The 24,649-nt window shown below is 39.8% G+C and carries 23 protein-coding genes, 10 tRNA genes and 1 rRNA gene; 33 read left to right on the top strand and 1 reads right to left on the bottom strand.

The features are described 5' to 3' along the window. Positions 1 to 100: 100 nt before the first annotated feature. From rrf to dcm, 18 genes are all read left to right on the top strand, one after another. Positions 101 to 217 (top strand): 5S ribosomal RNA (gene rrf, locus BV455_RS07925). Between the two features lie 225 nt (positions 218 to 442). Further along, a tRNA-Asn gene (locus tag BV455_RS07920) sits at positions 443 to 517 on the top strand. Between the two features lie 4 nt (positions 518 to 521). Beyond that, a tRNA-Thr gene (locus BV455_RS07915) sits at positions 522 to 594 on the top strand. 5 nt (positions 595 to 599) lie between these two features. Then, positions 600 to 1,649, top strand: a complete 1,050-nt coding sequence (locus BV455_RS07910) for a tyrosine-type recombinase/integrase (RefSeq protein ID WP_218687918.1) — start codon at positions 600 to 602, stop codon at positions 1,647 to 1,649. 13 nt (positions 1,650 to 1,662) lie between these two features. Continuing rightward, entirely contained in the window at positions 1,663 to 1,881 is a 219-nt protein-coding gene (locus BV455_RS07905) for a hypothetical protein (protein WP_008881903.1), read from the top strand. Between the two features lie 162 nt (positions 1,882 to 2,043). Continuing rightward, the gene (locus tag BV455_RS07900; RefSeq protein WP_218687917.1) at positions 2,044 to 2,814 is read left to right on the top strand and encodes a helix-turn-helix domain-containing protein; all 771 of its coding nucleotides are present in this window, start codon (positions 2,044 to 2,046) and stop codon (positions 2,812 to 2,814) included. Positions 2,815 to 2,884: 70 nt separating this feature from the next. Then, complete coding sequence (locus tag BV455_RS07895) at positions 2,885 to 3,856, top strand: hypothetical protein (protein WP_061580411.1); 972 nt, start codon at positions 2,885 to 2,887, stop codon at positions 3,854 to 3,856. Between the two features lie 53 nt (positions 3,857 to 3,909). Then, a complete protein-coding gene (locus BV455_RS07890) occupies positions 3,910 to 4,746 on the top strand; it encodes a DUF2971 domain-containing protein (RefSeq protein WP_061580412.1) in 837 nt (278 codons plus the stop codon). 3,268 nt (positions 4,747 to 8,014) lie between these two features. Beyond that, the gene (locus BV455_RS07885; protein WP_008881878.1) at positions 8,015 to 8,251 is read left to right on the top strand and encodes a helix-turn-helix transcriptional regulator; all 237 of its coding nucleotides are present in this window, start codon (positions 8,015 to 8,017) and stop codon (positions 8,249 to 8,251) included. A gap of 22 nt (positions 8,252 to 8,273) precedes the next feature. After that, a complete protein-coding gene (locus BV455_RS07880; protein ID WP_008881877.1) occupies positions 8,274 to 8,921 on the top strand; it encodes a hypothetical protein in 648 nt (215 codons plus the stop codon). A gap of 9 nt (positions 8,922 to 8,930) precedes the next feature. Further along, entirely contained in the window at positions 8,931 to 9,536 is a 606-nt protein-coding gene (locus tag BV455_RS07875; protein WP_011887655.1) for a hypothetical protein, read from the top strand. A 218-nt stretch (positions 9,537 to 9,754) separates the two neighbouring features. After that, on the top strand, positions 9,755 to 9,976 hold the full coding sequence (locus BV455_RS07870) for a hypothetical protein (RefSeq protein WP_008881874.1): 222 nt from the start codon (positions 9,755 to 9,757) through the stop codon (positions 9,974 to 9,976). A 2-nt stretch (positions 9,977 to 9,978) separates the two neighbouring features. Next, the gene (locus BV455_RS07865; RefSeq protein ID WP_008881873.1) at positions 9,979 to 10,248 is read left to right on the top strand and encodes a hypothetical protein; all 270 of its coding nucleotides are present in this window, start codon (positions 9,979 to 9,981) and stop codon (positions 10,246 to 10,248) included. Positions 10,249 to 10,270: 22 nt separating this feature from the next. Beyond that, positions 10,271 to 10,504 carry a hypothetical protein gene (locus BV455_RS07860; protein ID WP_218687916.1) on the top strand — a complete coding sequence of 78 codons (234 nt, stop codon included), beginning with the start codon at positions 10,271 to 10,273 and terminating at the stop codon, positions 10,502 to 10,504. Next, on the top strand, positions 10,504 to 11,175 hold the full coding sequence (locus BV455_RS07855) for an HGGxSTG domain-containing protein (protein WP_218687915.1): 672 nt from the start codon (positions 10,504 to 10,506) through the stop codon (positions 11,173 to 11,175). The genes BV455_RS07860 and BV455_RS07855 overlap by 1 nt, the downstream gene beginning before the upstream one ends. Before the next feature lie 9 nt (positions 11,176 to 11,184). Further along, positions 11,185 to 11,496 (top strand): hypothetical protein, encoded by a 312-nt coding sequence (locus tag BV455_RS07850; RefSeq protein WP_125009063.1) that lies wholly within the window; start codon positions 11,185 to 11,187, stop codon positions 11,494 to 11,496. Positions 11,497 to 12,107: 611 nt separating this feature from the next. Continuing rightward, positions 12,108 to 12,404: a hypothetical protein gene (locus tag BV455_RS07845; RefSeq protein WP_061580419.1), complete on the top strand. Its 297-nt coding sequence runs from the start codon at positions 12,108 to 12,110 to the stop codon at positions 12,402 to 12,404. Positions 12,405 to 12,665: 261 nt separating this feature from the next. Continuing rightward, the gene (gene dcm, locus BV455_RS07840) at positions 12,666 to 14,024 is read left to right on the top strand and encodes a DNA cytosine methyltransferase (protein ID WP_235605655.1); all 1,359 of its coding nucleotides are present in this window, start codon (positions 12,666 to 12,668) and stop codon (positions 14,022 to 14,024) included. Positions 14,025 to 14,049: 25 nt separating this feature from the next. Here the strand turns inward: dcm and BV455_RS07835 are convergent, their stop codons facing one another. After that, entirely contained in the window at positions 14,050 to 14,850 is an 801-nt protein-coding gene (locus BV455_RS07835) for a PmeII family type II restriction endonuclease (RefSeq protein ID WP_235605656.1), read from the bottom strand. Between the two features lie 605 nt (positions 14,851 to 15,455). On the opposite strand from BV455_RS07835, the gene BV455_RS07830 reads away from it, so the two are divergent. The 15 genes from BV455_RS07830 (at position 15,456) to glmM (ending at position 24,342) form a co-directional block, all read left to right on the top strand. Next, entirely contained in the window at positions 15,456 to 16,790 is a 1,335-nt protein-coding gene (locus tag BV455_RS07830; protein ID WP_061580422.1) for a hypothetical protein, read from the top strand. Positions 16,791 to 17,457: 667 nt separating this feature from the next. After that, positions 17,458 to 17,529 (top strand) — tRNA-Glu (locus BV455_RS07825). Positions 17,530 to 17,543: 14 nt separating this feature from the next. Beyond that, positions 17,544 to 17,619: transfer RNA gene (locus tag BV455_RS07820), tRNA-Val, on the top strand. A gap of 157 nt (positions 17,620 to 17,776) precedes the next feature. Beyond that, positions 17,777 to 17,849, top strand: a tRNA-Thr gene (locus BV455_RS07815). 9 nt (positions 17,850 to 17,858) lie between these two features. Then, positions 17,859 to 17,940 (top strand) — tRNA-Tyr (locus BV455_RS07810). A gap of 86 nt (positions 17,941 to 18,026) precedes the next feature. Beyond that, positions 18,027 to 18,101, top strand: a tRNA-Gln gene (locus tag BV455_RS07805). Position 18,102: 1 nt separating this feature from the next. Further along, positions 18,103 to 18,175, top strand: a tRNA-Lys gene (locus BV455_RS07800). A gap of 7 nt (positions 18,176 to 18,182) precedes the next feature. Continuing rightward, a tRNA-Gly gene (locus tag BV455_RS07795) sits at positions 18,183 to 18,254 on the top strand. A 17-nt stretch (positions 18,255 to 18,271) separates the two neighbouring features. Beyond that, positions 18,272 to 18,344 (top strand) — tRNA-Ala (locus BV455_RS07790). A 157-nt stretch (positions 18,345 to 18,501) separates the two neighbouring features. Continuing rightward, positions 18,502 to 19,404 carry an arginase gene (gene rocF, locus BV455_RS07785; RefSeq protein ID WP_081162065.1) on the top strand — a complete coding sequence of 301 codons (903 nt, stop codon included), beginning with the start codon at positions 18,502 to 18,504 and terminating at the stop codon, positions 19,402 to 19,404. Positions 19,405 to 19,602: 198 nt separating this feature from the next. Continuing rightward, on the top strand, positions 19,603 to 20,166 hold the full coding sequence (sigW, locus tag BV455_RS07780; protein WP_061580424.1) for an RNA polymerase sigma factor SigW: 564 nt from the start codon (positions 19,603 to 19,605) through the stop codon (positions 20,164 to 20,166). A 13-nt stretch (positions 20,167 to 20,179) separates the two neighbouring features. Next, positions 20,180 to 20,791, top strand: coding sequence for an anti-sigma-W factor RsiW (gene rsiW / locus BV455_RS07775; protein ID WP_061580425.1), 612 nt, complete (start codon positions 20,180 to 20,182; stop codon positions 20,789 to 20,791). Positions 20,792 to 20,893: 102 nt separating this feature from the next. Continuing rightward, complete coding sequence (gene cdaA / locus BV455_RS07770; protein WP_061580426.1) at positions 20,894 to 21,721, top strand: diadenylate cyclase CdaA; 828 nt, start codon at positions 20,894 to 20,896, stop codon at positions 21,719 to 21,721. Then, entirely contained in the window at positions 21,714 to 22,961 is a 1,248-nt protein-coding gene (locus BV455_RS07765) for a CdaR family protein (RefSeq protein ID WP_061580427.1), read from the top strand. Before cdaA ends, BV455_RS07765 begins: the two co-directional genes overlap by 8 nt. A gap of 34 nt (positions 22,962 to 22,995) precedes the next feature. Next, a complete protein-coding gene (gene glmM, locus BV455_RS07760) occupies positions 22,996 to 24,342 on the top strand; it encodes a phosphoglucosamine mutase (protein ID WP_017435927.1) in 1,347 nt (448 codons plus the stop codon). Positions 24,343 to 24,649: the final 307 nt, after the last annotated feature.

The following is a 24,649-nucleotide window of genomic DNA, read 5'->3' as shown; positions in this document are numbered from 1 at the left end:
GCTTGGCTTCTTCCAAGCAGACGGTTATCTAGTTTTGAAGGAATGAAAACTTCTTGACAATGAGTATAGTTCCATTATAATAAAACTTGTCCATTACTTGCCTAGTGACTATAGCGGAGAGGAAACACCCGTTCCCATCCCGAACACGGAAGTTAAGCTCTCCAGCGCCGATGGTAGTTGGGGCCAGCGCCCCTGCAAGAGTAGGTCGTCGCTAGGCAAGTTCAATGTTCCGCAGTAGCTCAGTGGGGAGCAACGAGCTTATGCTTCCATGAATCTGCTGCGAGTTGCCTCGACGCATCCAGCTTCTTTGGACTTGCTAGCAGAGGAAGAGGCAACGAACTGGAAAATTCCAATGAGTTGTCCCGACGCATCTGACATCACTGAATGTGCTAGAAGAGGAAGGGACAACAAAAAAATGGAGTATAAACCAATAATCTGTTATTCCGCAGTAGCTCAGTGGTAGAGCAATCGGCTGTTAACCGATTGGTCGCAGGTTCGAATCCTGCCTGCGGAGCCATCATGCTTCCATAGCTCAGTTGGTAGAGCACTTCCATGGTAAGGAAGAGGTCACCGGTTCAAGTCCGGTTGGAAGCTTCACAATGGCTCGTAGCTTTTTTAGTAAAGTGGTCAAGGTCAAACCATTCACAGCTAGAAAACAAACACTTAACTTATACACTGTACGGAGACACTTCTCTCTCTGGAGTTGGCAAAACTCTAGTGAGAGGGGTGTCTTTTTTATTATGCTCTTGAAGTATGCAATCAGAGAGTTTCTCTCCGAGAAGAAAACCATTGAAAACCTCTCCAGAGCGACTCTCGAAGGGTATGAGCTGTTATTTTCTGATTTCATGAGCTGGACAGAGAAAGAGGGAATAAAAACCATTCAAGAGGTGACTCCTCGGGTATTAAAAAACTACTTTATGTATCTCGCTGAGGAGCGCAAAAATAACCCAGTGTCCCTAAACACGAAACGAAAACTTATGAGCGTATTTTTTAACTTCCTCATTTCAGAGGGACTCCTCAATGGTGACAACCCAGTGAAACAACTCAAGAAAGCCAAGGAGGAGAAAACTCTCAAGACATTAACTGATGAGGAGGTGAATTCCCTCATCACTTGGTTAAAACGTCAAAAGAGACGCAATAACAGCTTTTATACTGTCAGAGATTACACCATATTTGTGACGCTACTCGGAACTGGAATGAGACTTGGCGAGCTATGCAACCTCAAATGGGAGGACATTGATTTCTCGAGCCAGAGAGCAAAAATCTTTGGCAAGGCTCGCAAGGTTGAGACAATTCCACTTAATAGCAAGCTCCTCTCCGAGTTAGCTCTCTGGAAGGAATACAGCTCAGACTCTCTAGGAAAGCTCCCAGAGTACGTGTTTACAAACATAAAGGGAGAGCGTCTCGGGGAGAATGGAACAAAGCAAGTTTTTAAACGACTCACGAATGAAACTGGTATTAAAGTTTCACCTCATATGCTCAGACATACGTTTGCTCGCAAGTTTATTGAGTCTGGAGGAGACGTTTCTGTTTTGAGTAAGCTCCTCAGACATAGCTCCATAAAAACGACAGAGATTTATCTACACTACTTCAGCAACACTCTCAAAGACATGAACGAGGTACATAACCCTCTCAATAACTTAATTTAAGGAGGAGAAAAACATGAAGATAAATACTCAGCTTTTGAATGCCATTTTAGAGGTATTAAATGAGTTAGACTACAAACTCGATGACAATTCAACAATTTCCAACCTCAAGGAGGCAATAAACGACCTCGCAGAAAATGGACATTTCTTAGAACTTGCTAAAACCCCTCGAGGGGAAACACAACTCAGACTTGTTGCTACTAAAGCGACGCTATTAGATGAAGAATTGTATTAAAAAAACAAACGAGGAGCTCCCTCCCGAGTCGCCAAACTTTGAAGGGAAGCTCCTCACGCAACACACTCCGAGAGGTTGCCCTAAGGGTTGCCCTCTCGTTTTTTATTATACTTACTGAGAGAGCTTGGGGCAACCTCCAGAGGATAACTGGAGGGCTTTATTATGGAAAATTTAAGGGAGCTTGAGACTTTCTCGAGCGTCGAAGAAATGGACAATTTTATAAGTGAAGTTCTGGAGTATTTTGACCTTTGCGAGCTGGATAGAAGGCTTTTAAGGTTACTTGCTGGTCATTCTTGCAAGTTTATTGGGGTAAGCTGGCTCAAGGTTGAGTCAATGGCTGATGCTCTAGGAGTGAGCTATAAGACAGTTCAAAGAGCTTTGAAGCGCCTCAAGGAGCTTGGAATAATAAAGAGAATAAGAACTCTAAGACCGACTCGAGGAGGCTTTGGGGCAAGTATAACTATTATTTGTCCTATCGAGTTGACCTATCGTGAGGAAGCCACAAAGGAAGCTCCAGAGGGAACTCAAGAGGCTTCAGCTCGCAAAGAAACCTTTTATTTTAAAACATATTCTGGAGATATAAAATATACTCAAGATATAAAATACATACGACAGCAAGCTGAGCTCGATTACTCATATTTAACCGAGTTTGTACCCGAGGAGTTTATTCAAGTTGTTAAACCTTTTGTGAGCCCCGAGGAGGCTTATTCTCTCTGGGGAAAAGTGCAAGTTGTTGCCAAAAAGTATGCTCCCTCAGTGCTTGACATTGTTGAGCCAGCTATAAGGGCTTTTAAAGCTTCTGTATTGGCGTATAAAATGAGGCGAATCAAAAAGAGCTTTGGAGCTTACTTTTGGGGAGCTCTCTCTGGGATATTCTCTGTTGAGCAAAGGAGAGTTGCTGGAGCGAAATTATGGAATTGGCTTGGAGAATAAAAGTTGCTCTTTCTAAGGCTTTTTCTTATGCTATTTATTAAAGAAACTTTTGGGAATTGGGAGAGAAAAAATGGCACAAGATTTATATATAGTTACTGGGGTTAGATTATGTGAAATGGAAGAAGATGGTGGGGTTGTATCTTATAAACCTTATTTAGACAAAGATAGTCATGTGGAAATTTTAATTAAAGATAAGTCATTCAAAATTTTAAATGTTTTGTTAGTTGGAAAATATGGTTCATTAGTCATCCAGACCAAAAGCGTTAAAACAGCGATACGATTATTTGAGTCCATAAAATTATTACTGGCTTTTGTTGAGCTCTATTATGATGAAGATATGAGCATTTTTAGATTAGACAATGATTTGAGCGAAACAAAAAATTATAAAATTTATGACCTTTACCACCACAGTAATTTTTTTGCACAAGACCAACTAGAAAGTGGGATTATTCTGGGTAGCCAACGAATTAAGCAGTTAAAGGAATTACTCAAACTCATTTTTCGTGATAGCAGATTAAGGACAGCATTGGCTTGTTTTTATCAATCACAAGTAACTTATTACACTCACCTTGTAGGCTCTTATATCTCCTCTCATTCTCGTGTAGATTTATATTCTTATGAAAGAGACGAATACAGCTTTTTAAACATGATTAATTATGAGAGGTTATGCTCTTCTTTGACCTCTGCTTATAGAGGAATAGAAGCAATTATGGATTATAATTTTCGAGAGCGACACTTTGAAAACGATTACTACAAAAAGATTATTAATGACCGTATTCCAGGAGTCAAATGGAATACAAAGTATTTAAAAGCTTTCGATAAAGTTAGATATGATGATTTAAGAAAGAAAAGGTATTCAAAAGTTTCAACCATGATAAAGAAACTTCTGATTGCTAGAAACCGAGCAGGACATGGAAAAGTATATGCTAATCAGAAGAAAAACAATCCAATTACTATGGAGTTAACTCATGAAAGTAAAAGGTTTCTGGAGTTTTTAATAATGAAATACATTGAGAGTAAAATTGATATAAATAAGCTTTAATAGTATACTCCTCGACCAATACACAATTGAAGAAATAAAAAGAGGGGAAGAGTATGGATTTAAGTTATAAATATAAAGCATATAAACACGCTATGGATTTTGAGTCAATATACGATTACAGTGACCATTATAAAGTAAGAGGAAATCCAACTGTTTGGAGGTACATGAGTTTTTATAAATTCGAGTCGTTACTGAAAAATAAAGCTCTATTTTTTGCAAAACCTAGCACGTTTGTAGACCCGCTTGAGGGTAGTTATTCAATGTGGGATATAAAAGAATTTATGGAAGATAATGAACCATTAACTTCGAGAGAATATATGAGGAAAATTCAAGAGTTTTCAGCAGTTTCGTGTTGGCATATGAATGAGTATGAGTCAGCTGCAATGTGGGATTTATACTTAGACTCAAATGATGGGGTTGCAATCAAGACAGACTACAAGAGTTTAATTAACAGTATAGAGGATTTAAGATACAGAGTATTTTCTGCAAAAGTACAATACATAGACTTTCATAATGAAATGACAAGTAGAAATATTTTTGACACACTGTTTTACAAAAGAAAATCATTTAGCTATGAGAATGAGTTAAGGTTACTTATAATTGCTAGTAGAATAGATGAAAAGCTATTAGAAGTAATATTTGAAGCACAAGGTCTCCCTTATTATGAATGGGAAGAAAGAATGGATGAATTAGAAGAGCAATCTTACAATTTTTCTCATAATACAGGTAATTTAGTAGCTTGTAACTTAGATACATTAATTGGTGAGATATACGTCTCTCCAAAAAGCTCTAAAGCATTTGTTGATGAGATAAGAGATATGGTTAAACAATATGGGTTATCTCATAAAAAAGTTGTTCAATCAGATTTGTATAAGGATTATGTTTATTAAGTTTAATCTGTTTGGTAATTGAGATACTTTTGCTAATGAAAAGTTTTTAGTTAACTCAAGAGGTTGAACTTCAAGGGTAAACTCTCCCATCCTCACGAGTGCTCCTCTTGAGTTCCAGTTTTTGAACTATTCACTCCCATTTGATACAGTCAGAAACCCCACTAGAAACCCTTTGGAGACCCTTCTCAAGTGTTAAGCTTGTGGGGGAGCAAGTTTGCAAGGAAAACTCTCATAGCGCTCCTCACTTGCTTCCTTGTGAGGTGTTCTTTTAGAGCCAAGCTAGAGAGGGCAAACTAACAAGTAATCAGCTCAAGAGAACGCCTTATTTTTATTCAATAACATTGCATAAAAAGTGTATAAAAGGGGGGATTTTTTAGGACTCCTCCCAAGAATGTTGATATTAAAGCATTTTGTTGACCACTTTCTTGATAGTTAAGTAGTCAAGGGGAGAAATGCAAACGAACGTTTCCCTCTCGAGGTGCATTTGCGAACTGGAATGAACAAGACTTTCCCTCGCAAGATGAACGCTCTCAAGTTGCACTCGTTTGTTATCACTCACGAGTTAGCCCCTCGTAGAGCCCTCGCAGAGTTTCCCTTGTCAGCAAAGCTCCTCGGGGTTTAAAATCCCGCTTACTAATACCCCGAGGTGAAACAAGCAAGTATTAACTCCCTAGGGTTGCTCCCTACAAACTAACATGCCATAAAACGCTCAGAAATGGCTCTATAAGACGCTTTGGAGAGGTGAGGGTGGATTTATACCCCTTTTTCTAAACAGGTCTCAGAAGGCAAATATGGAGTTCTCAGAAGGTGTCTGGCTCAGAGGGAAAATAATCCTTGAGGAGTAAGCTCGTAAAAATTGACCTCACAGAAGGCTCATAGAGACGTTTTAACGGACTTGGTAATGGTGTAACTACCCCCAAGAAGAAAAGCCCCTCAGAGGGCAAAAATGGGGCTCTGAGAGGGTGCTCCACTTTCGAGGTGTTTTTCACAAGGCTTTTCCTCGCTTGAGGTTAAAATCCCGTTCGCCAACGTTCTCGAGGAGGTCTTTCTTGAGTTTCTCCTCGCTGATTGTTACAATGAGAAACAGAAAACTGTTATAACTTATTTTAACTTTTCTGTTTTAATCACGAGATAGCTTTCTTTGGAGGAAAACAGTTCGCAAGAGAAAAACTTCAAGTAGAAAGCTGGCGAGAACAGACGAGCTCCTCCTCAAGAGTTTCCCCTCGTGAGCCAGCCTCTTGAAAAACCTGTATGGTGAGTAAATCTCCAGAGACTCCTCGCTGAGCTAGAATACAAAAGAGAGAGTCCCCTCGAGAGCGAACTCATTTCTGTTATAATGCTTCTTACAAAGTTGTTATAATGAGCTATTTTTAATCTGTTATAGTTATTTTGATATGTCTGTTATAATAAAATTAACTAAAACTGTTATAATGTTTTTTATGATAACTGTTATAGTCTGTTGTAATCGAGAAGCTCCCTCTTGAGCTGTCCCTCTGAAGAACCCCACCTCACAAGCGAACTCTGCAAGCAATACCCTCCGAGGGGGTATCCTCTCAAGTTTTTTCTTCTCACGAGTTGTCCTCTCCCTCGACTTTTAACACGCTCTCAGAAGCGTTCTAAGGGGGCATAGAGACGTTTTGTAGAGGGGGTCAGTAGGTAGGTACCCCAAACTCAATACAGGGCAATTCTGAGCCTCTGAGGGCATTTCTGAGAGGTGTCCCTTTTGAGAGCTGGCTCGAAGGGGTAGTCAAAAAAATAAGGGTAGGGGGGGCTTTCACACACACATTGTGACATTTTTAGAAACTAAAATTTTTCAAATTCCCTCTGGTAGTTATTCCCTTCTGAGTCATTCCATCCTCGAGCTCGCTTCTCGCAGACGCCAAGAGCTCACTCGCTAAGTTATTCCTCGAGGTGCCCCTCGCCAGTCAGTTCTCAAGTTGGTTACACCTCGGGGTTTATGTTAAGATTTTGTAAATTTTTTTCTAGAATGTCCCTTTTCGAGGTGAAAAAGTGTAACCCCTCACTGATATATAATTAGTGAGAGTAACTCAAGAGGGAACTCTAAAGAGTATAACTAAATAGTGTTATATATATTTATTATTTATTTATTAGTTTAACTAATTAGTGTCTAAAATTAGTTTAACTAATCAGTTTCTAACTCAGTAATCATAAATATAAAAACATTACTGAGGTTTAACTAATAAGGTTTACACTAAAGAGTTATCTTCTTAGAAAAACATAAATAAAAAAATACATGAGATAGTATTAATTAGTTTAACTCTAAAGAGTAAACTCCTCGAGGTGATACTAATTAAGTTTAACTTCTCGAGGGTTTATTGATTTATGTTTATGTTTTTTATTTTATTTCTCTGAGATGGAAACTAATTAGTTAATACTCATAAGCTCCTCTGTTCGAGCTCCTCACTATTTTATGTTTTTATTTTTATATTTTCTTTCTCGAGCTAGGACTAATTAAGAATAGCTCAAGAGCTCCTTCTCGTGAGTTGAATAATCTTTCTCTCTCCTCTCGAAATAAACACCAGCGAGCCAGCCTCAGAGAGAGCCTTCTTCGGGGGGGTTCTCTCGAGAGCTGGCTCTTTTAAAATTCCCTTGCGAGACACAACTAAGCAAACACTCTTCAAAAGCTCCTCAAAACTGGCTCAGCGAGTTGATTTCAAAAAATAACTCTCTGACATCTCCTCGAGGTGTAACCCCCCACTGATATATATATAGTGAGAGGGGAAATAGACCCCTAAAAGGCTCTTTGCTCCATGGCTGTTCCTCAAGGTTTACTTTCAACATATACCTCGTACCGCTCCATTGACGGAGAGAAGTCTTTGAGTGCTTCACTCACGAGCTGGCTCAATGAGGCTTGCTCTTGAGCTGGCTCTGTCTTGTTGCTCATGAGTTTATCATCTCATGCTATCGTCCTCCTGCAATTCCTCTCCAGTGGGTTAGAAAAAATTTTTTTAGCTGTAATTTTTTCCAGCTCCTCAAACCCGCATTCTTGCGTTCCTAGTTATTAGGAAAAGTGTAACCCCCCTCTGATATATATTTAGTGAGAGGGGAAATAGAGGGAAAAACATTGTTAGCTCAGTGTAAGCTCCAGTAATAAACTCGTTAAGATTGACAGCAAAAAGTAAGCCCTTTACCAAGGGGAACTCGTTAGAGCCCATCACAAGCCCACTGTTCTCGAGTCGAAAAATGACTCGATTCTTTTTTGAGCAGTGGGCTTAAATTCGAACAGTTTTAAGGCGAGGTGAGCTAGATGGATAAAAAAACGGTCTTACTTTTGAACGTCGAAGAACACTTGAAGAGAATGGGGTGGACTCAAAAAGAGCTTGCAAAGCGCCTCGGTAAGTCTAAGGATTACGTGTCAACGCTAAAACGAGCGAAGCACATAAACCTTGAGGTAGCTGGCAAACTGATGGACGTTTTCGATTTAAACTCCTTAGATGAGCTTTTTCTGGTTGCTAAAGTCGATGACAAAAACAAAGAAAAATAAAACCTAGCGAGGTGGGCTTGTGATGAACACTAATGAGAAAGTTTTTGAAGTGAGAACAAACAGACTCGGACGGTTTGAGCTTTACCAAAACGGAAAACTCGTTCAAAAGGTTTGTCGTACTTGTGGCAAGGTTAAACTTGCGAGCGAGTTTCTCAGATACACTCAAGGTCATTACAGACCGGACTGTCACGAGTGTTTTAACAAGTGGCAAAGAAAATACATTCAAGAAAACAGAGACTTGCGAACAGTTTACAGACAACGAAATAGAGCGAGAGAAGTTGGAGCTCCCGACAATTACAATCTTGAGGACTACCTCGAGTTGAAAGCTTTCGCTAATGGCAGGTGCATGATAAGCGGAAAAAAGACCGACAACCTTCAGGTTGAGCACGTCCAAACTCTCTCTAAGCGAGTCCTAGGAAGCACAAAGGGCAATATAATTCTCGTTTGCGAGGAAGTCAACCAAGCAAAGCGAGATATGAGTTTGTTTGAGTTTCTTCAAAGTGAACGCTCAAGAGGGCTCGTTGACAGAGAACAACTCGAGAGAACGATTCGCTACTTGGCAGACGCAAACGGTATGACACCTCAAGAGTATTTAGATTTCCTTTACAGAGCTGAGGAGCTCGCCAAGGACATAAAAGAGTTTTTTGAGAACGAAAATAAAGCAAACTAACGGAGGTCGATGAAAGTGAAGCTTATGAATTATTTCAAAAAACAAAGCGATTTAGAAAAATTGATGGCTGAGAAACAAGCCTTAGAAAACGAATATAGCGAGATGACAAAAAAGGTTAACCAAGTACAAAGCCTTTTAAACCTAGCTCAAGCTGAACTCATGGTTGACAGCTCCACAACAAACAAGAAGAAAGTTGACAAGTTTAAAGAAGCCCTTGAGAAGTTAGAAAAAGAGCGAGCTACTGTTTTAGAGAAAGTGCAAAAAGTTGCTGTTGAGATTGCACGCTTGAACATGGAAAAACGCAAAGCAGAAATTGAAGCGATTGCTGACAACGATGTTGAACGATTTGAGGAATATTACAGAAGTTATAAACTCAAGAAGCTATGGGAGGAGAAAGTTAGCAAGATAATTCACCAAAAAACAAAAATTTTAGACGCTACAACACCAAAGGGTCTCTTAAAAGAAGCTGGAGTTGAAATAGGTCACTTTGACAAAACAAACGAAGCTCACAAACCTTATTTAGAGCTCTGGGAACGCAAGAGAGCAGAAGTTGAGGAACAAGTTGAAAAAGAACTTGCTGAGCTAGAAAAACAGCTTGAGGATTTCTTAGGTTAAGTCTCTGAGGTGAACAGCCATGAAGCAAAAGAGTCTCAGAGATTTCAAGTTAGAAATTCTCAAGATGGAGCACGAGAGAGAGCTTGCATTTAGAGAATTTATGTTAAAGCATGAGCTCAAACTCTTGAAAATAAAACGAAACCTCAAAGAGAGCTACTCGAGAGTTAGTACATGAACTCCTTCTCAGAGGAGTAAATTCAACACCTCGAGGTGATTGTATGGAAAATGTGAAAAACCATTATAAAAGTCTCCTTCTCGACTACCAAGAAGCGAGCAGAGTCTTTATTGAGACTGGAAGAATGAGCTTGTTAGCTTATGCGCTTGAGCGGTTGGAACAATTCGAGAGAAAGTTTATTGAGGCTTACTCCCTTGAGGAGCTTCTCGAGTTACAATTGGAACTCTTTCCAGATGGGACACTAACAACAAGTGAGGTGATTTAACGATGAAAGACTTTAATAAATTGTTTGACGAGGCTTTTAATAAAGTTTGGAGCAAATATGAGAAGAAGATTCAAGAGAAGCAACGCTTCAATGAAATGACTCTTAGCGAAAAGCTCGAATGGCTCAAGAAGAAAACTAAAGAAGTTGAAGAATACTTTGAGAAAAGCTGGGCAGTGAAAGAACTTGAGAAGAAAGAGCGAGAAAAGCGTGAAAAAGAGGAGTTTGAAGCTTGGTATAGAGATTATGTCCGTCGCATGGGGAATACTTTCTAACCCCACCTCGAGGTGAGACGCTATGGAAGTAGACAAGCAAAAGGTCGCTGAGGTTATGGTGGCTTTGCAGGAAGCCATTCTCAGCGAGGACTTAGCTCGTTTTTATGAACATGTTGGAAAGCTCGACAAGCTAACTGGCGAGGAGTTTACTGGCAAAGTTCTTTGCACCTTTGCGAGCCAGCTCTCGAGGGAAAATGCGATTGTGAACGTTATTTTGCTCCCTGTAATTGAGGAGCTCAAAAGGGGTGAGAAGTAATGCCGAGCTTTAAGGATTTGAGTACAGAGCTTCAAGCCAAGGTTAGAACTCTCGAGGCGATTGCTGAGAAGGATAAAGACGAGGCGAGAGCTCATGAGTATTACAGAGAGCTTAAAAAGAGCAAAGAGATTTGTGGAGCTCTGTCCAACTCGGGGAAAATTTGCATAAATAAACCACACTATAAAGAGAATGGAACGACAAATGGAAGATGTATTTGGCATGGTGGAAAGTCCACTGGAGCTAAGACCAAAGAAGGTAAGAAAAAAGCTCTCGACAATTTAAGAGGTAAAAGTCCGGTACATGGATTATACACAAAAGACTTTCTTTCGACGCTGACAGATGATGAAATAGCTTTCATGCACTGGCTCGAGGAAGGAGTAAAAACTCATTATGAAGTGAGTACACCTCTTGAGGAGACAGCTCTACAAATGCTCATAATGGAAGCTCTAAGACATTTCCGTATGGTAAATACTCGCTTTGAGAAAGAAAGCAAACACACAAGCGAGTTTCTCACTAAATTCTTGCGAATTATTGAAACTCAAGGCTGGAAACGTAAAGAAGATAACAAGACAAAAGGAGTTAGTGCAGAGGTTATGCTGAAACTCATTAATGAACTCGACAAGCCAAGAAAAAGCTCCAACGAGCCACCAAAAATTAAGCGTATTAAGTGAGGTGTGAAAATGAGAAAGGAGCAAAAACTTCTCGCACTGTTATTTTATAAGGAGCATGAGCTCAAGGTCAAACACTTGAACGAGAGGTTAAACCATTTATTCACTCAAAGAGATTTAGCACAACTCCGAGGTGAACTCAAGACAGTTGAAACTTTGGAATTAAAAATTAAAGCGGTATCTCAAGAGCTTGAACAGTTGGAGCAAGATGGTTTCTTGCTCTTTCACTTTGTCAAGCTCTTTTTGTTTGAGGAAATGCCAGACCTTATGAAAGAAGCTCGAGAGGAGACAGAAAAGCTCTTTCAAGAGTGGCTGGACAGTTAAGAAGGTGAAACAAGGTGGCTAAGAACTCGGGTGACATTATAGTCAATGCCAGCGACTGAGCTAGCTCCATTCTCAAAAAGATTCAAGATAGTATAAAAAAACTTGATGTTCGTGAGGCGAGTAGAGTTGATAAAAAGCTCATTTCAATTCGATGAAAAAGTTATCGTGTTCATCTCATCACGGGATAGTGAAAGCCCTTGGAAAGACCTCTCTAAAGAGGAACTTAAAAGAGAACTAACTCAGTATTCAGCTTTCTCAGAAGTGCTTCTCATTCACGAGGAGACGAATGAGACTGTAACCTTAAAGCTTTTCTAGGAGGGTGATAGCATGAAAAAGAAAAAACATAAGTTTTTCCAAGTGGATTAAAACTTATTTTGATAAAAACGGTAAAATTCACAGAGTCTCGGGAATTGTACCAGTAGAGGACGACGGGGAAACATTTGAGGAGTATAAAGCTTTATTCAAGAAGGCGACGATTATGACACTTAGCAAACAGGGTTACACGCTGGGCAAAGTTGATATTGCAGAGGTTGATATGTACGGGTATATGCTTGGTAAAAAACTACCTCGATGGCTCTTTAATACATTCAAAAACTGAGGGGGGGATAAAAATGACAGAGCTTGAGAAAGCAGTTAGAAGGATTGTCAGCTCAAAGGGTGACAGTGCGTATTTTAAGCAGAGCGTTCTAAAATATGGATGCTCCATAGTGGTTGAGGAGTTGGATACCCCTGAGAAAGCAAGGGTTTTTTACAGAAAGTATGCAAACGACATTGACAAGCTAGCACAGGAATATTTAGAAAAGACTGGGCGAGTACCAGACATAAAAATTACTAGGCTCGATGACCTTGATGTAGCTATGGCTTATTGGGCTTTTGAGGAGTGTGTTCGCAGAATGCTGAGTGCTTAGGGAGTTTGAAAAAGTCAACTCTTTTGATAAATAAAATGCTGAGAAAGCTGGAGCTTCAAGCTCTGGCTTTTGTTTTGTTATGGTTTGTTGTTGATTTTTAGCCAAATGAATTGTTGCCCTAAATTATACACTTTAACTAGTTCTTATAAATGTGTTGACTATAAGTACATAATTCTTTTGTGTTGACTATAAGTCCACAAGTTCATATAATAGCCCTATAAAAGTTAAAAAAATATTTTAACTCCAATGGGGGTTATTAAATTGTATAATATCAGCAAAGAAAAGGTTAGAGTACATATGAAAAGATTAGGTATTGCTACACAGAAAGAGTTGGCGGAAAAAATGGGGATTAGTAAAAACCAATTGTCTATGCTCCTCTCACCTAGATTTAACCCTATTAAGTCTAATGCTTTGAAACTTTGTGAAACTCTAGGGGTAGATCTTGAGGACATTATTGATAATTCAGAGCAACTTGCGTTTGATTTAGGGGATACAGATACAGTAAATGATTCTGAACAAGAGGATACCTTCAATGTTTTTGACTATGAGGGTCATGACTTTGTGGAAGTCAGAGGAATAACTCCAGACAAGCAATATACTGTTGTGGAGTTATTTGCAGGAGCAGGAGGTCTAGCTCTTGGTCTTGAGATGGCGGGCTTTCATACTTTGGGATTAGTGGAAGTTGACAAGTATGCCTGTCAAACCCTCAGAAAAAATAGACCTAATTGGAACGTAATTGAAAAAGACATTATTGATGTTGCTGAGCAGGGTATCAAAAACTTTATTGATAATTGTCCTGATGAAATTGACCTCTTATCTGGAGGCTATCCTTGTCAAGCATTCAGCTATGCAGGTAAAAAATTAGGATTAAATGATGCGAGAGGTACATTGTTCTACTATTACGCCAAAATTCTTGAAGAGCTACGACCTAAGATGTTCTTAGCTGAGAATGTTAAAGGGCTTGTAAACCATGATAATGGCAGAACATTAGCAACAATGCTCTCAGTTTTTATGGACATTGGCTATAAAGTGCAATGGAAAGTGCTAAATGCCGTGGACTATGATGTAGCTCAAAAAAGAGAAAGAATATTTATTATAGGAATAAGAAATGACTTAGTGGAGAAATACAATATTTCTTACAGTTTTCCTCAACCTTATGGATATGTGTTGACTCTAAGGGATGTTTTGCAAAATGTACCTCCATCCGAGGGAGCTAAATATCCTGAGGAAAAAAGGAAAGTTCTCGAGCTTGTTCCTCCCGGGGGATATTGGAGAGACTTACCTGAAGAAATAGCAAAACAATACATGGGTAAAAGCTATTATTCAGGTGGGGGCAGAACAGGAATGGCTAGAAGACTGTCATGGGATGAGCCATGTTTAACCTTGACCTGCTCTCCTGCCCAAAAACAGACAGAAAGATGTCATCCTGAAGAAACGAGACCATTTACAGTGAGAGAATATGCAAGAATACAAAGTTTCCCTGATGAATGGGTATTTGACTGCTCTATGAACAATGCTTACAAACAAATAGGTAATGCTGTACCTGTTAATATGGCTAAAGCTGTAGGGCTATCAATTGTTAATGTCCTAAATAAAATAAACAGAGAAGGGGATGTTTAAATATCTCCTTCTCCAAAAAAAAACTTTACATATCAATGGAAAGCTGTTTTGCCTCTAGTTCCTCATCGGTCTTTTTTGTTTCCTTATTTTCAGGCTTTAAAGTCTTCTCAATCTCTTTAGCTAAAGCCTCAATTACTTCTTCGATAAGCTTTGAAGAGTCAAACTCAGTGGCGACATCACCAATAGCGTCTGTTAATCTTTGATAGAAGTCTTCAACGCCCGTAAGTCTATGCCAAAATTCTTGTCCTACAATTACAGGATATTCTTCATTGATTTTTTTATAGTGACTACTTAATTCAGCAGGTGTTCCATAAAGAACTCCTACAACCAAGTCATTAAGACCAATATTAAGATTATTTGTTCTTGCAAGGTTTTTAACACCTGCGAAGTGATTTTTAATTGTTTCCACATCATCCTTGTTGATTGTATTTGGACCTGCTTTTACTTGACAGTATTTTCTTCTGCCATCCAATTTGTCAATAAATTCAATATCTATTCCTGATGTTGTAGAAGCAAACCCCTCTAATACCTCACTGCAAAATTTTTGGAGCTTGTTTCCAAAGGTAGTGTTGATTGATGTACCTAATACCCTTGGATATACCAAAGCTTTTGCAATACTTACAGGGTCATCATTTCCTGTCAAGAAACTTGCCTTATACTTGTCCAAGAATGGGTTTAAGTTAAACTCTTTTAACCTTTTTAATTTTTTTGTATTTTTCACATGGCTAGGAGCAATTTCGTTCTTGAAAAAATCCTTAGCTTTTTGAATGATTTCATTTAGGGCTTCTTCACTTAGTGTCTGATGCTCAGAAGTTTCTTGTGTCATTGTCATCCCCCTTTTAGTGATACCAATCTGACTAATACTAAGTAGTAAAGCTAAAGATGGTATAGTATAAATTTACTGAATTTATTTTACCATTACTTACCTGTATTTTCTAGCTCTTAAAGTTATACTAACAAGCCCGAACTTCATGAAAAGACTAATTATACTGAACAGAAAGGGAGTTGGACGCTGATAAGTTTCTCGCTGATATTGATGAATAGTTTGGAGACGTTCCACAAGAAGCGTTCAAAGAGACTAAAACCTTCATTAATATAATGTAATTATGACATGGCAATTAAATATTGCGAGTTGGGCTTTCCCCAACTGTTTTTCTTTTATCTGAACCTGTGCTACACTTTATTTGGAAATTTCTTAAAACGGGTGTGAATTTTGAAGGTTAAAATTCGCTTTGCATTAGGAAATTACTTTAAAGAGAAGGAAAAGTTAGTTCAGACTCTAAATATTATTAAAGAAGAGCATAAACAGTTAGTAAATGGGTTGAGTGGATTTTGGATTTACCAGATATGTATTGATTTGATAAGCTAGCTCAAGCAAGCTCTTTTTATATATATACTAATGGAGTTTGTTTTTTTAAAAGGGGGATGCTAATGTCTTCATTCTCTATCGAACAGAGTGCAGAGCAGATTTATCACCCGAAAATTAAAGAGTATTTTAAAGAAGTTCTTCAGTCTTATATTAATGGAAGTTATCGCTCTGCTGTTGTTATGCTTTATTCTGTTGTAGTGTGTGATTTAATTTATAAATTAAAAGACCTTAAAGAGTTATATGATGATGAAACAGCCAAAGGTATATTAGAAAAAGTAGAAAAAGCGCAAAGAGCAAACCCTAATAGTGGTGATTGGGAAAAGGTTCTTATAGAAGAAGTAAAAGAAAAAACTTTGTTGTTGGAGCCAGCAGACAAAATAAGCATAGATGCTTTAAGACAACACAGACACTTGTCAGCTCACCCAGTTTTAACTCAAGAGGATTTGTTATCTACACCAAATAAAGAAACTGTTAGAGCACTTATGAGAAATATGTTGGAAGGTTTGCTTACCAAAAATCCAGTAATGTCCAGAAAAGTTTTCGATACAATTCTTCAGGATTTAGCACAACATAAGAAATTCTTTCCAAATGATTCATCGTTAGAAGAATATATTGAGTCGAGATACTTAAAAAACACTAATGAACAAATGAGAAACTTAATATTCAAAAATTTATGGGGAATTGTTTTTAACTGTACAAGTGAAGATTGTAACTCAAATAGAGAAATAAACTTTCGTACCCTTAAAATTCTTTTCAAGAAATACAAAGCGAGTTTGTTGAAGTACATAAGTGAAAATCCTATACCATTTAATAAATTTAAAGAGGGTAGCGAATCTATTTTAAAACGTTTAACAGAGTTTATTGGGAGCAATCCAGAGGTTTATAAATTTTTTGATGATCCTACAAAAACAAAACTTAAAGCACAAATTGAACAAGAGTGGAGTTTGAAAGTTAGGTCTCCTTTTCTAAGAGAAAGCATGGAACAACATTTTGATTATTTGATTAAAGAAATGCACTGGACAGAATATGGATATAGTGAAGAAAAATTTTATGAAAGTTATATTTTGTTGGATAAAAATGAAAGAGACCTGCTTTTCTCTTGGGCTTCAGAGAATGATTGCTTAGATAAATATTATCATTTATTGATTCAACAATTTATTCATAGTAGTAATTATGATACAGCTGACCATACTTTTAGACTTTTTATTGAACCTAACTTGAAGCATTTTAACCGTGAACATTTTCTTTCTCTGTATGACGGTATCAACAGAAACCGTCAATGTCATGGTCGTAGAGATGCTAAATATGATAACACTCAAATCAAAAAATATTCGGATTCAGTCTTAGGTTCTGATTTTGATTATAAAGGTAAATTTCCAAATGTTACTTTTCAGTGAAGATAATTTTTAAGGAGAATATATATTGAAGCACAGTAAATAAGAAAAAAATAACGGGTACAAGGAGTTTATACAAAAACCACTGAGTAGGGAGAGCAAAGGATGGTTCAACTCTTCCTACTCATACTACATCTTTTGTAGAGTTTTATCTTTATTATATGTAATTGAAAGAGAGAGATGAAGCAGATGAGCAAAAGAACCGTCTCGGAGATTAAAGTCTGGCACTCCAAAAAAGGTGAAAACAATTGTTTTAATATCCACATAAATGCGCTCGGGGTAATGCTCACTGTCCATGAAAAGAAACAGCCCAAAAGCTATGCTCGTATAAAGCAATGGTATGAGTCAGACAAGCCAGAGTTTAATCCAATATTATTTACTTCCGGGGATTAGTTTTACGATGTTAGTTCAATTTTATGTATTGCAACCCTGACTTTGCTTCATAATACTTAATGCTTATAACAACATCCCAAAAATTTTTTTAAAAACACTTGACAAGGGTATTGTGACTATATATACTTATTCATGTCAGCTCGCGAGAGAGAAGTGTTTGAGCTACTCTCGAGCCTTGAGCTTCTTGACTTCCATGGATTTTTAATTTAAATTGTTCCATGGTAAGGAAGAGGTCACCGGTTCAAGTCCGGTTGGAAGCTTTGATGTTTGCCTTTTTGGCCCGTTGGTCAAGTGGTTAAGACACCGCCCTTTCACGGCGGTAACACGGGTTCGAATCCCGTACGGGTCACTTTCTTTTTGTTTGGAGGATTAGCTCAGCTGGGAGAGCACTTGCCTTACAAGCAAGGGGTCGGCGGTTCGATCCCGTCATCCTCCACCATGTTTCACTTTTTATTAGCTAGCTTCGCTCAATTGGTAGAGACGAGCCTAAGCTTCATCAAATAAGCTACGAGTTGCCTCGACGCATTTGGCATCGTTGAATTCGCTAGCAGAGGAAGAGGCGACGAAAATAATTTGAGTATAGACACATTGCTTATGCCGGCTTAGCTCAATTGGTAGAGCAACTGACTTGTAATCAGTAGGTTGCGGGTTCAAGTCCTGCAGCCGGCATCACGATACGGAGGGGTAGCGAAGTGGCTAAACGCGGCGGACTGTAAATCCGCTCCCTTTGGGTTCGGCGGTTCGAATCCGTCCCCCTCCATATACATAAGAAACAGCCATTCAATCAAGTATAATGTTTGGATATTGTGAAATAATATGTTTCAGCTGACGGTGTTTGAATATCATTGGGCTATAGCCAAGCGGTAAGGCAACGGACTTTGACTCCGTGATGCGCTGGTTCGAATCCAGCTAGCCCAGCCATGAGCCATTAGCTCAGTAGGTAGAGCATCTGACTTTTAATCAGAGGGTCGGAGGTTCGAGTCCTCCATGGCTCATCGATGCGCGGAAGTAGTTCAGTGGTAGAACACCACCTTGCCAAGGTGGGGGTCGCGGGTTCGAGTCCCGTCTTCCGCTTTTTTATCCCGCTATGCGGGGCCTTAGCTCAGCTGGGAGAGCGCCTGCTTTGCACGCAGGAGGTCATCGGTTCGATCCCGATAGGCTCCATTAAAGCATCCCGTTTCGAAAAAACACGAAATGGGGTGCTTTTTTATTTTCCCTTTCCCCTTGAAATAAGAATAAATATTCAAAAAATTGTTGAGTTGAGTCATGGTGGCGTTTTCATCTACAATAATAACGTAATACAACGGGAAAGGGGAGGCAGATGAAGAAAATATCGATTATTGGTGTGCCGATGGATTTAGGACAGACGCGCCGCGGCGTCGATATGGGGCCGAGTGCCATGCGCTATGCAGGGGTCGTTGAGCGCTTGGAGCGCCTTCATTATGATATTGAAGATTTGGGAGATATTTCGATAGGAAGAGCTGAACGGCCTGATGATGGAGGGATTTGTCTTAACTTGCGAAATTTGAAAGCGGTTGCGGAAGCGAATGAAAAATTGGCTACGGTTGTGGATGGTGTGATTAAACGGGGAAGATTTCCTCTCGTTTTGGGCGGCGATCATAGCATTGCCATTGGCACGTTGGCCGGTGTTGCCAAGCATTATAAAAATTTAGGAGTGATTTGGTATGACGCCCATGGCGATTTGAATACCGCTGAAACGTCGCCGTCTGGAAACATTCATGGAATGCCGCTGGCTGCAAGTCTCGGATTAGGACATCCGGCATTAACGCATATTGGCGGTTATAGTCCGAAAGTAAAGCCGGAAAATATCGTTCTGATCGGTGTTCGTTCCCTTGATGAAGACGAAAAACGATTAATTCGCGAAAAAGGGATTAAAATATATACGATGCATGAAGTAGATCGCCTTGGGATGACGACGGTGATGGAAGAAACCATTGCTTATTTGAAAGGGCGGACAGACGGGGTGCATTTGTCCCTTGATTTAGACGGATTGGATCCTCATGATGCACCAGGGGTAGGCACTCCAGTGATTGGCGGTCTTACTTATCGGGAAAGCCACTTGGCAATGGAAATGCTCGCCGAGGCGCAGTTAATTACATCGGCAGAATTTGTCGAGGTAAATCCTATTTTAGATGAGCGCAATAAGACTGCTTCTGTCGCCGTGGGATTGATGGGGTCTCTTTTTGGCGAAAAGTTAGTGTAATGGCATAAAAACAGCAGATTCCGGAAAATCTGCTGTATTTCTTTTTGCATATGCTGGCCTCCTCCCTCACTTTCTTTTGGATGAAGTGGAGCTCTTTTTGCTCGATTATGATAAAATAAATTATATGTTTTCATGAAACTTTTATTAGAGAAGAACCGTAGTATACTGTAGCCGCAGGGGCGGGGGTATTGTATTATTATGGATATATTTGTGAAAAAACGGATTAAAGCGATAAAAAAAGGCGATCAAAATGCCTATGCCGATATTGTTGATCTTTACAAAGATAAAATATATCGTCTATGCTATCGGATGCTAGGAAACCGCCATGAGGCGGAAGACGTGGCGCAAGAAGCATTCATCCGCGCCTATGTTCATATTGATACGTATAACCCGAAGATGAAATTTTCGACATGGCTTTACCGCATTGCAACGAACTTGGCGATTGATAAAATTAGGAAGAAGAAGCCAGATGCGTATTTGGATGAGGAAGTCAGCGGCACCGATGGGCTTACGATGTATGCCCAGCTTTCTTCTCGCGAAGCTTCCCCCGAGGAAACAGTAGAAACCCTGGAGCTGCGTGAAACGGTACAGGAGGCGATCGAAAAGCTGCCGGAAAAATATCGCAGCGTGATCGTGCTAAAGTATATAGAAGATTTATCATTACAAGAAATTAGCGAGATTTTAGAGCTGCCGATCGGTACGGTGAAAACACGGCTTCATCGCGGCAGGGAAGCATTACGAAAGCATTTGGGTCATCTGTAAGAGGGTGAAAAACATGAAGTGTCCAGAGCATATTATAAATCTTATGCATGATTACCTAGATGGCGATATAGGTCCGGGTGATGAAAAACAATTAAAAGAGCATTTACAGCAATGCCCAGCATGCGCCGCTCATTTCCATGAATTAACAAAAACAGTGGCCTTTATTCAGTATGCTTCTCATGTCCCTTCGCCATCTGATTTTACGATGCGGGTGATGGAGAAGTTACCGAGAGAAAAGAAGAGGATTCGAGTGCAAAGATGGATGCAACGCCACCCGTTTCTTACTGCTGCGTCGCTGTTTATTCTTTTAACTACCGGAAGTCTGTTTACGGCATGGAATGGAGAGGAACAATTTTCGGTTTCTACACGCGAAAATGTGATTATTCGCGGCCATACCGTCATTGTTCCAAAAGGGGAGACGGTGAAAGGGGATATCGTTGTCCGCAATGGTTCTATTAGGATAGAAGGGAAAGTGGAAGGCGATGTTACCGTGATTCACGGAGAAAAATATTTAGCTTCCGCAGGGCAAGTAACAGGGGAAATTGAAGAAATTAATCAAGTATTTGAATGGATTTGGTATAATATTAAGGAACGGATCAAGGATACAATGGAAACGTTCGAATAGTGTCAGCCATCTTTTTGATGGCTTTTTTCAATGATATGTTATAATAAAAGAGCTGTTTCCATAAACATGGATGTTGGAATTAGTGATAAAGGAAGTGTGAAAATGCCTTTCGGAGAGCTCCCGGTTATAGATTATTTAGCGAAAATCGTCGATATTCTCGTTGTTTGGTACGTGATTTATAAATTAATTATGATGATTCGCGGAACGAAAGCAGTCCAGCTTTTAAAAGGAATTATTCTTATTATATTAGTGCGAATCGTTAGTAACTTTCTCGGGCTTACTACTTTGCAGTGGCTAATGGATCAGGCGATTATATGGGGATTTCTTGCTATTATTATTATCTTCCAGCCGGAATTGCGGCGTGCGCTTGAGCAAATAGGGCGGGGAAAGCTGTTTTCTCGAAGTAGCGTGAATGAGGATGAAGAACAGGTGAAAATGGTTGAAGCCATTATTAAAGCCACCGAATATATGGCAAAGCGACGAATAGGCGCGTTAATTTCTGTTGAACGGGAAACAGGAATGGGGGATTATATTGAAACGGGAATTATTTTGAATGCGCGTGTTTCTTCCGAACTATTAATTAATATTTTTATTCCGAACACTCCGCTGCATGATGGAGCGGTGATTATTCAAAAAAACCATGTTGCTGCCGCAGCCTGTTATCTGCCGCTTTCAGAAAGCCCATTTATTTCGAAAGAATTAGGAACTCGCCACCGTGCTGCATTGGGAATTAGTGAGGTGACTGACAGTGTAACGGTTGTGGTATCGGAAGAAACCGGCTCGGTATCGATTACAAAAAATGGGGAGCTACATCGGGATTTAACTCCGGAGCAGTTTCGGGAGTTGCTTACAAGAGAATTAGTGCCGGCAACAAAAACAAAAGCGACTTCCTCATCCCGTTGGCAATGGAGGGGGAAGAAACATGGATAAGTTAATGAACAATCATTGGTTTATTAAAGTGTTTTCTTTACTAGTAGCCATCATGCTCTATATGTCAGCCAATATTGAAAAAGGAGCAAAATCCGGAGAGATCATTCGCAATGCGATCGGACAAGAGGATACGGAAACGCTGACGAATGTCCCCGTCGTCGTTTACTATGACGAGGAAAATTTAATGGTTTCCGGCATTCCAAAATACGTCAACGTGACGTTGCAAGGGCCGGCAAGCATTGTCAAACCGACCGCTTTGCAGCGGAATTTCGAAGTATATATGGATTTAACTGATTTACCGTTAGGAACATATACTGTTCCGATCAAGTATAAGGACATATCCGACAAACTAAAGGTAAACATTCAGCCCTCGACAGCAAAAGTAACCATTCGAGAAAAAGTTTCAAAAGATTTCCATGTCGGGGTTGCATTCATTAATAAAAATAAAGTACCAGAAGGCTATGCCGTGGAACAGCCGGTTGTTAAGCCCAACTCGGTTATGATCACGGGCGCCAAAGAATTAATTGATAGCATCTCATCGGTAACAGCGACAGTGAATTTAGAAGGCGCCACGGATACGATAACCCAAGAATCAAAAGTAACTGTTTATGACCATAGCGGCAGGGTATTAAATATCCATGCGCATCCTTCGATTGTTGAAGTAACCGTTCCGATAAAAAGTCCAAGCAAAACCGTTCCTCTAAAAATCAACCGGACAGGAACGTTGCCGGAAGGAGTAAACATTGTAAAAATAAAAACAGTTCCAGATGAAGTGACGATCTTCGGTCCTAAAGAAAAAATTGATTCTATTAAATTTATCGATGGGCTTACGATTCATTTAGATGAAATTACTGAAGATAGGACGTTGGAAATGGCTGTTCCGTTGCCGGAAGGAGTCAAAAGCGTTGATCCATCTAAAGTAAAAATCCATATCGATGTGCAAAAAGAAGAAACAAAAACGCTCAAGGGCGTGCCAATTCATGTGTTAGGATTAGGAGAACCATATACAGTGGAATTTATAGACCCAAAAGAACAAGCAATGGATGTTCGGCTTCATGGAGCGCCTGACATCCTAAATGATATTAAAGAAGATGACGTGGAATTATATATTGATGTTAGCGGTTTAGACCTCGGTGAACATGAGGTAAAGATAAAATGGAATGGACCACAAAATATAAAATGGGAACTGCCAAAAGAAAATGTAAAAATTAAAATAAGCGAAAAAAACAATGAACAATAATATAATTTCATGGATGTAAGGAGAGATTGACATAATGGGCAAATATTTTGGTACTGACGGTGTACGCGGGGTAGCGAATCGAGAACTGACACCAGAGCTAGCGTTTAAAATCGGGCGCTGCGGCGGATATGTATTAACTAAAAGCGAAGAACGTCCGAAAGTGTTAATCGGTCGTGACACCCGGATTTCCGGCCATATGCTCGAGGGAGCGCTTGTCGCTGGATTGCTTTCCATCGGAGCGGAAGTCATGCGCCTCGGCGTCATCTCCACTCCAGGGGTTGCTTATTTAACAAAGGCGTTGGGAGCACAGGCAGGGATTATGATTTCGGCGTCTCATAATCCTGTTCAAGATAACGGGATTAAATTTTTCGGTCCAGATGGTTTTAAGCTATCCGACGAACAAGAAAGAGAGATTGAAGAATTGATTGACAGTCCGGAAGATATGCTGCCAAGACCGATCGGCAAAGCTTTAGGACAAGTGAATGATTATTTTGAGGGCGGGCAAAAGTATTTACAATATTTAAAGCAAACCATTGATGAAGATTTTTCCGGTCTGAAAATCGCACTGGACTGCGCGCATGGAGCTACTTCGTCGTTGGCGACGCATTTATTTGCCGATTTAGAAGCCGATGTTGTCACGATGGGCGCATCGCCAAACGGACTTAACATTAACGAAGGAGTAGGCTCCACTCATCCGGAAGCATTAGCAGCATTTGTGAAAGAAAAAGGCGCCGATGTTGGACTTGCCTTTGACGGCGACGGTGACCGCCTCATTGCTGTCGATGAACATGGCAATATCGTGGACGGCGATCAAATTATGTACATTTGTGCCAAATATCTCAAAGAAATCGGGCGGTTGAAACATCAAACAGTCGTTACTACCGTGATGAGCAACCTTGGGTTTTACAAAGCGCTTGAAGCCCAAGGAATTCAAAGCGTGCAAACCAAGGTCGGCGACCGCTATGTAGTCGAAGAAATGAAGAAAAACGGCTACAATCTAGGCGGAGAACAGTCAGGACACATTATTTTCCTTGACTATAACACGACAGGGGACGGGTTGCTGACGGCGCTGCAGCTTGTCAATATTATGAAAATCAAAGGAAAACCGCTGTCCGAGCTGGCAGGCGAAATGAAAAAATATCCGCAGCTGCTTGTTAATGTAAAGGTGGCGGATAAAGAGAAAGTGATGGAAAACGAAAAAGTAAAAGCAGCCATTCAAGAGGTGGAAGCAGAAATGAATGGAAATGGCCGCGTGCTTGTCCGCCCTTCGGGAACGGAGCCAGTCGTGCGTGTTATGGCGGAGGCGCCGACAGAAGAAGCTTGCCGAAGCTATGTAGAGCGGATTGTTGCGGTCATTCGTGAAGAAATGGGAGTGGAATAAAAAGAATGGCTTATCGCCAACCTATGCATAAATGGAACATTGTATTCCATTTATGCATAGGTTATTTTATGAACAATAACAAATATTACAGTTTATGAACAATAACCATATTACAGTTGACGCTTCTTTGGATGTACTGTAATATTAACGTTGTTGTTATTTTTAAGGAAAGGAGGATAAAGAGTTACTAGTTCTTTTTTCAAAGCGCCTGGACTAAGCGTGGGACGGCAAAACGCTTAGTTGACGAGGAGGAGGTTTATCGAGGTTTCGGCGGATGCCTCCCGGCTGTGGCGATTACAGCCGCAAG

It is taken from the genome of Parageobacillus caldoxylosilyticus (genome assembly GCF_019272935.1).
Taxonomy (GTDB): domain Bacteria; phylum Bacillota; class Bacilli; order Bacillales; family Anoxybacillaceae; genus Saccharococcus; species Saccharococcus caldoxylosilyticus.
Note: the sequence above shows the minus strand (reverse complement) of the source record. Positions and strands in the feature narration are given on the sequence as shown.

Coding starts and splice junctions, on each gene's coding strand:
- BV455_RS07910 (WP_218687918.1), top strand. CDS start 600: ATGGCTCGTAGCTTTTTTAGTAAAGTGGTCAAGGTCAAACCATTCACA.
- BV455_RS07905 (WP_008881903.1), top strand. CDS start 1,663: ATGAAGATAAATACTCAGCTTTTGAATGCCATTTTAGAGGTATTAAAT.
- BV455_RS07900 (WP_218687917.1), top strand. CDS start 2,044: ATGGAAAATTTAAGGGAGCTTGAGACTTTCTCGAGCGTCGAAGAAATG.
- BV455_RS07895 (WP_061580411.1), top strand. CDS start 2,885: ATGGCACAAGATTTATATATAGTTACTGGGGTTAGATTATGTGAAATG.
- BV455_RS07890 (WP_061580412.1), top strand. CDS start 3,910: ATGGATTTAAGTTATAAATATAAAGCATATAAACACGCTATGGATTTT.
- BV455_RS07885 (WP_008881878.1), top strand. CDS start 8,015: ATGGATAAAAAAACGGTCTTACTTTTGAACGTCGAAGAACACTTGAAG.
- BV455_RS07880 (WP_008881877.1), top strand. CDS start 8,274: ATGAACACTAATGAGAAAGTTTTTGAAGTGAGAACAAACAGACTCGGA.
- BV455_RS07875 (WP_011887655.1), top strand. CDS start 8,931: ATGAAAGTGAAGCTTATGAATTATTTCAAAAAACAAAGCGATTTAGAA.
- BV455_RS07870 (WP_008881874.1), top strand. CDS start 9,755: ATGGAAAATGTGAAAAACCATTATAAAAGTCTCCTTCTCGACTACCAA.
- BV455_RS07865 (WP_008881873.1), top strand. CDS start 9,979: ATGAAAGACTTTAATAAATTGTTTGACGAGGCTTTTAATAAAGTTTGG.
- BV455_RS07860 (WP_218687916.1), top strand. CDS start 10,271: ATGGAAGTAGACAAGCAAAAGGTCGCTGAGGTTATGGTGGCTTTGCAG.
- BV455_RS07855 (WP_218687915.1), top strand. CDS start 10,504: ATGCCGAGCTTTAAGGATTTGAGTACAGAGCTTCAAGCCAAGGTTAGA.
- BV455_RS07850 (WP_125009063.1), top strand. CDS start 11,185: ATGAGAAAGGAGCAAAAACTTCTCGCACTGTTATTTTATAAGGAGCAT.
- BV455_RS07845 (WP_061580419.1), top strand. CDS start 12,108: ATGACAGAGCTTGAGAAAGCAGTTAGAAGGATTGTCAGCTCAAAGGGT.
- BV455_RS07835 (WP_235605656.1), bottom strand. CDS start 14,850: ATGACACAAGAAACTTCTGAGCATCAGACACTAAGTGAAGAAGCCCTA.
- BV455_RS07830 (WP_061580422.1), top strand. CDS start 15,456: ATGTCTTCATTCTCTATCGAACAGAGTGCAGAGCAGATTTATCACCCG.
- rocF (WP_081162065.1), top strand. CDS start 18,502: ATGAAGAAAATATCGATTATTGGTGTGCCGATGGATTTAGGACAGACG.
- sigW (WP_061580424.1), top strand. CDS start 19,603: ATGGATATATTTGTGAAAAAACGGATTAAAGCGATAAAAAAAGGCGAT.
- rsiW (WP_061580425.1), top strand. CDS start 20,180: ATGAAGTGTCCAGAGCATATTATAAATCTTATGCATGATTACCTAGAT.
- cdaA (WP_061580426.1), top strand. CDS start 20,894: ATGCCTTTCGGAGAGCTCCCGGTTATAGATTATTTAGCGAAAATCGTC.
- BV455_RS07765 (WP_061580427.1), top strand. CDS start 21,714: ATGGATAAGTTAATGAACAATCATTGGTTTATTAAAGTGTTTTCTTTA.
- glmM (WP_017435927.1), top strand. CDS start 22,996: ATGGGCAAATATTTTGGTACTGACGGTGTACGCGGGGTAGCGAATCGA.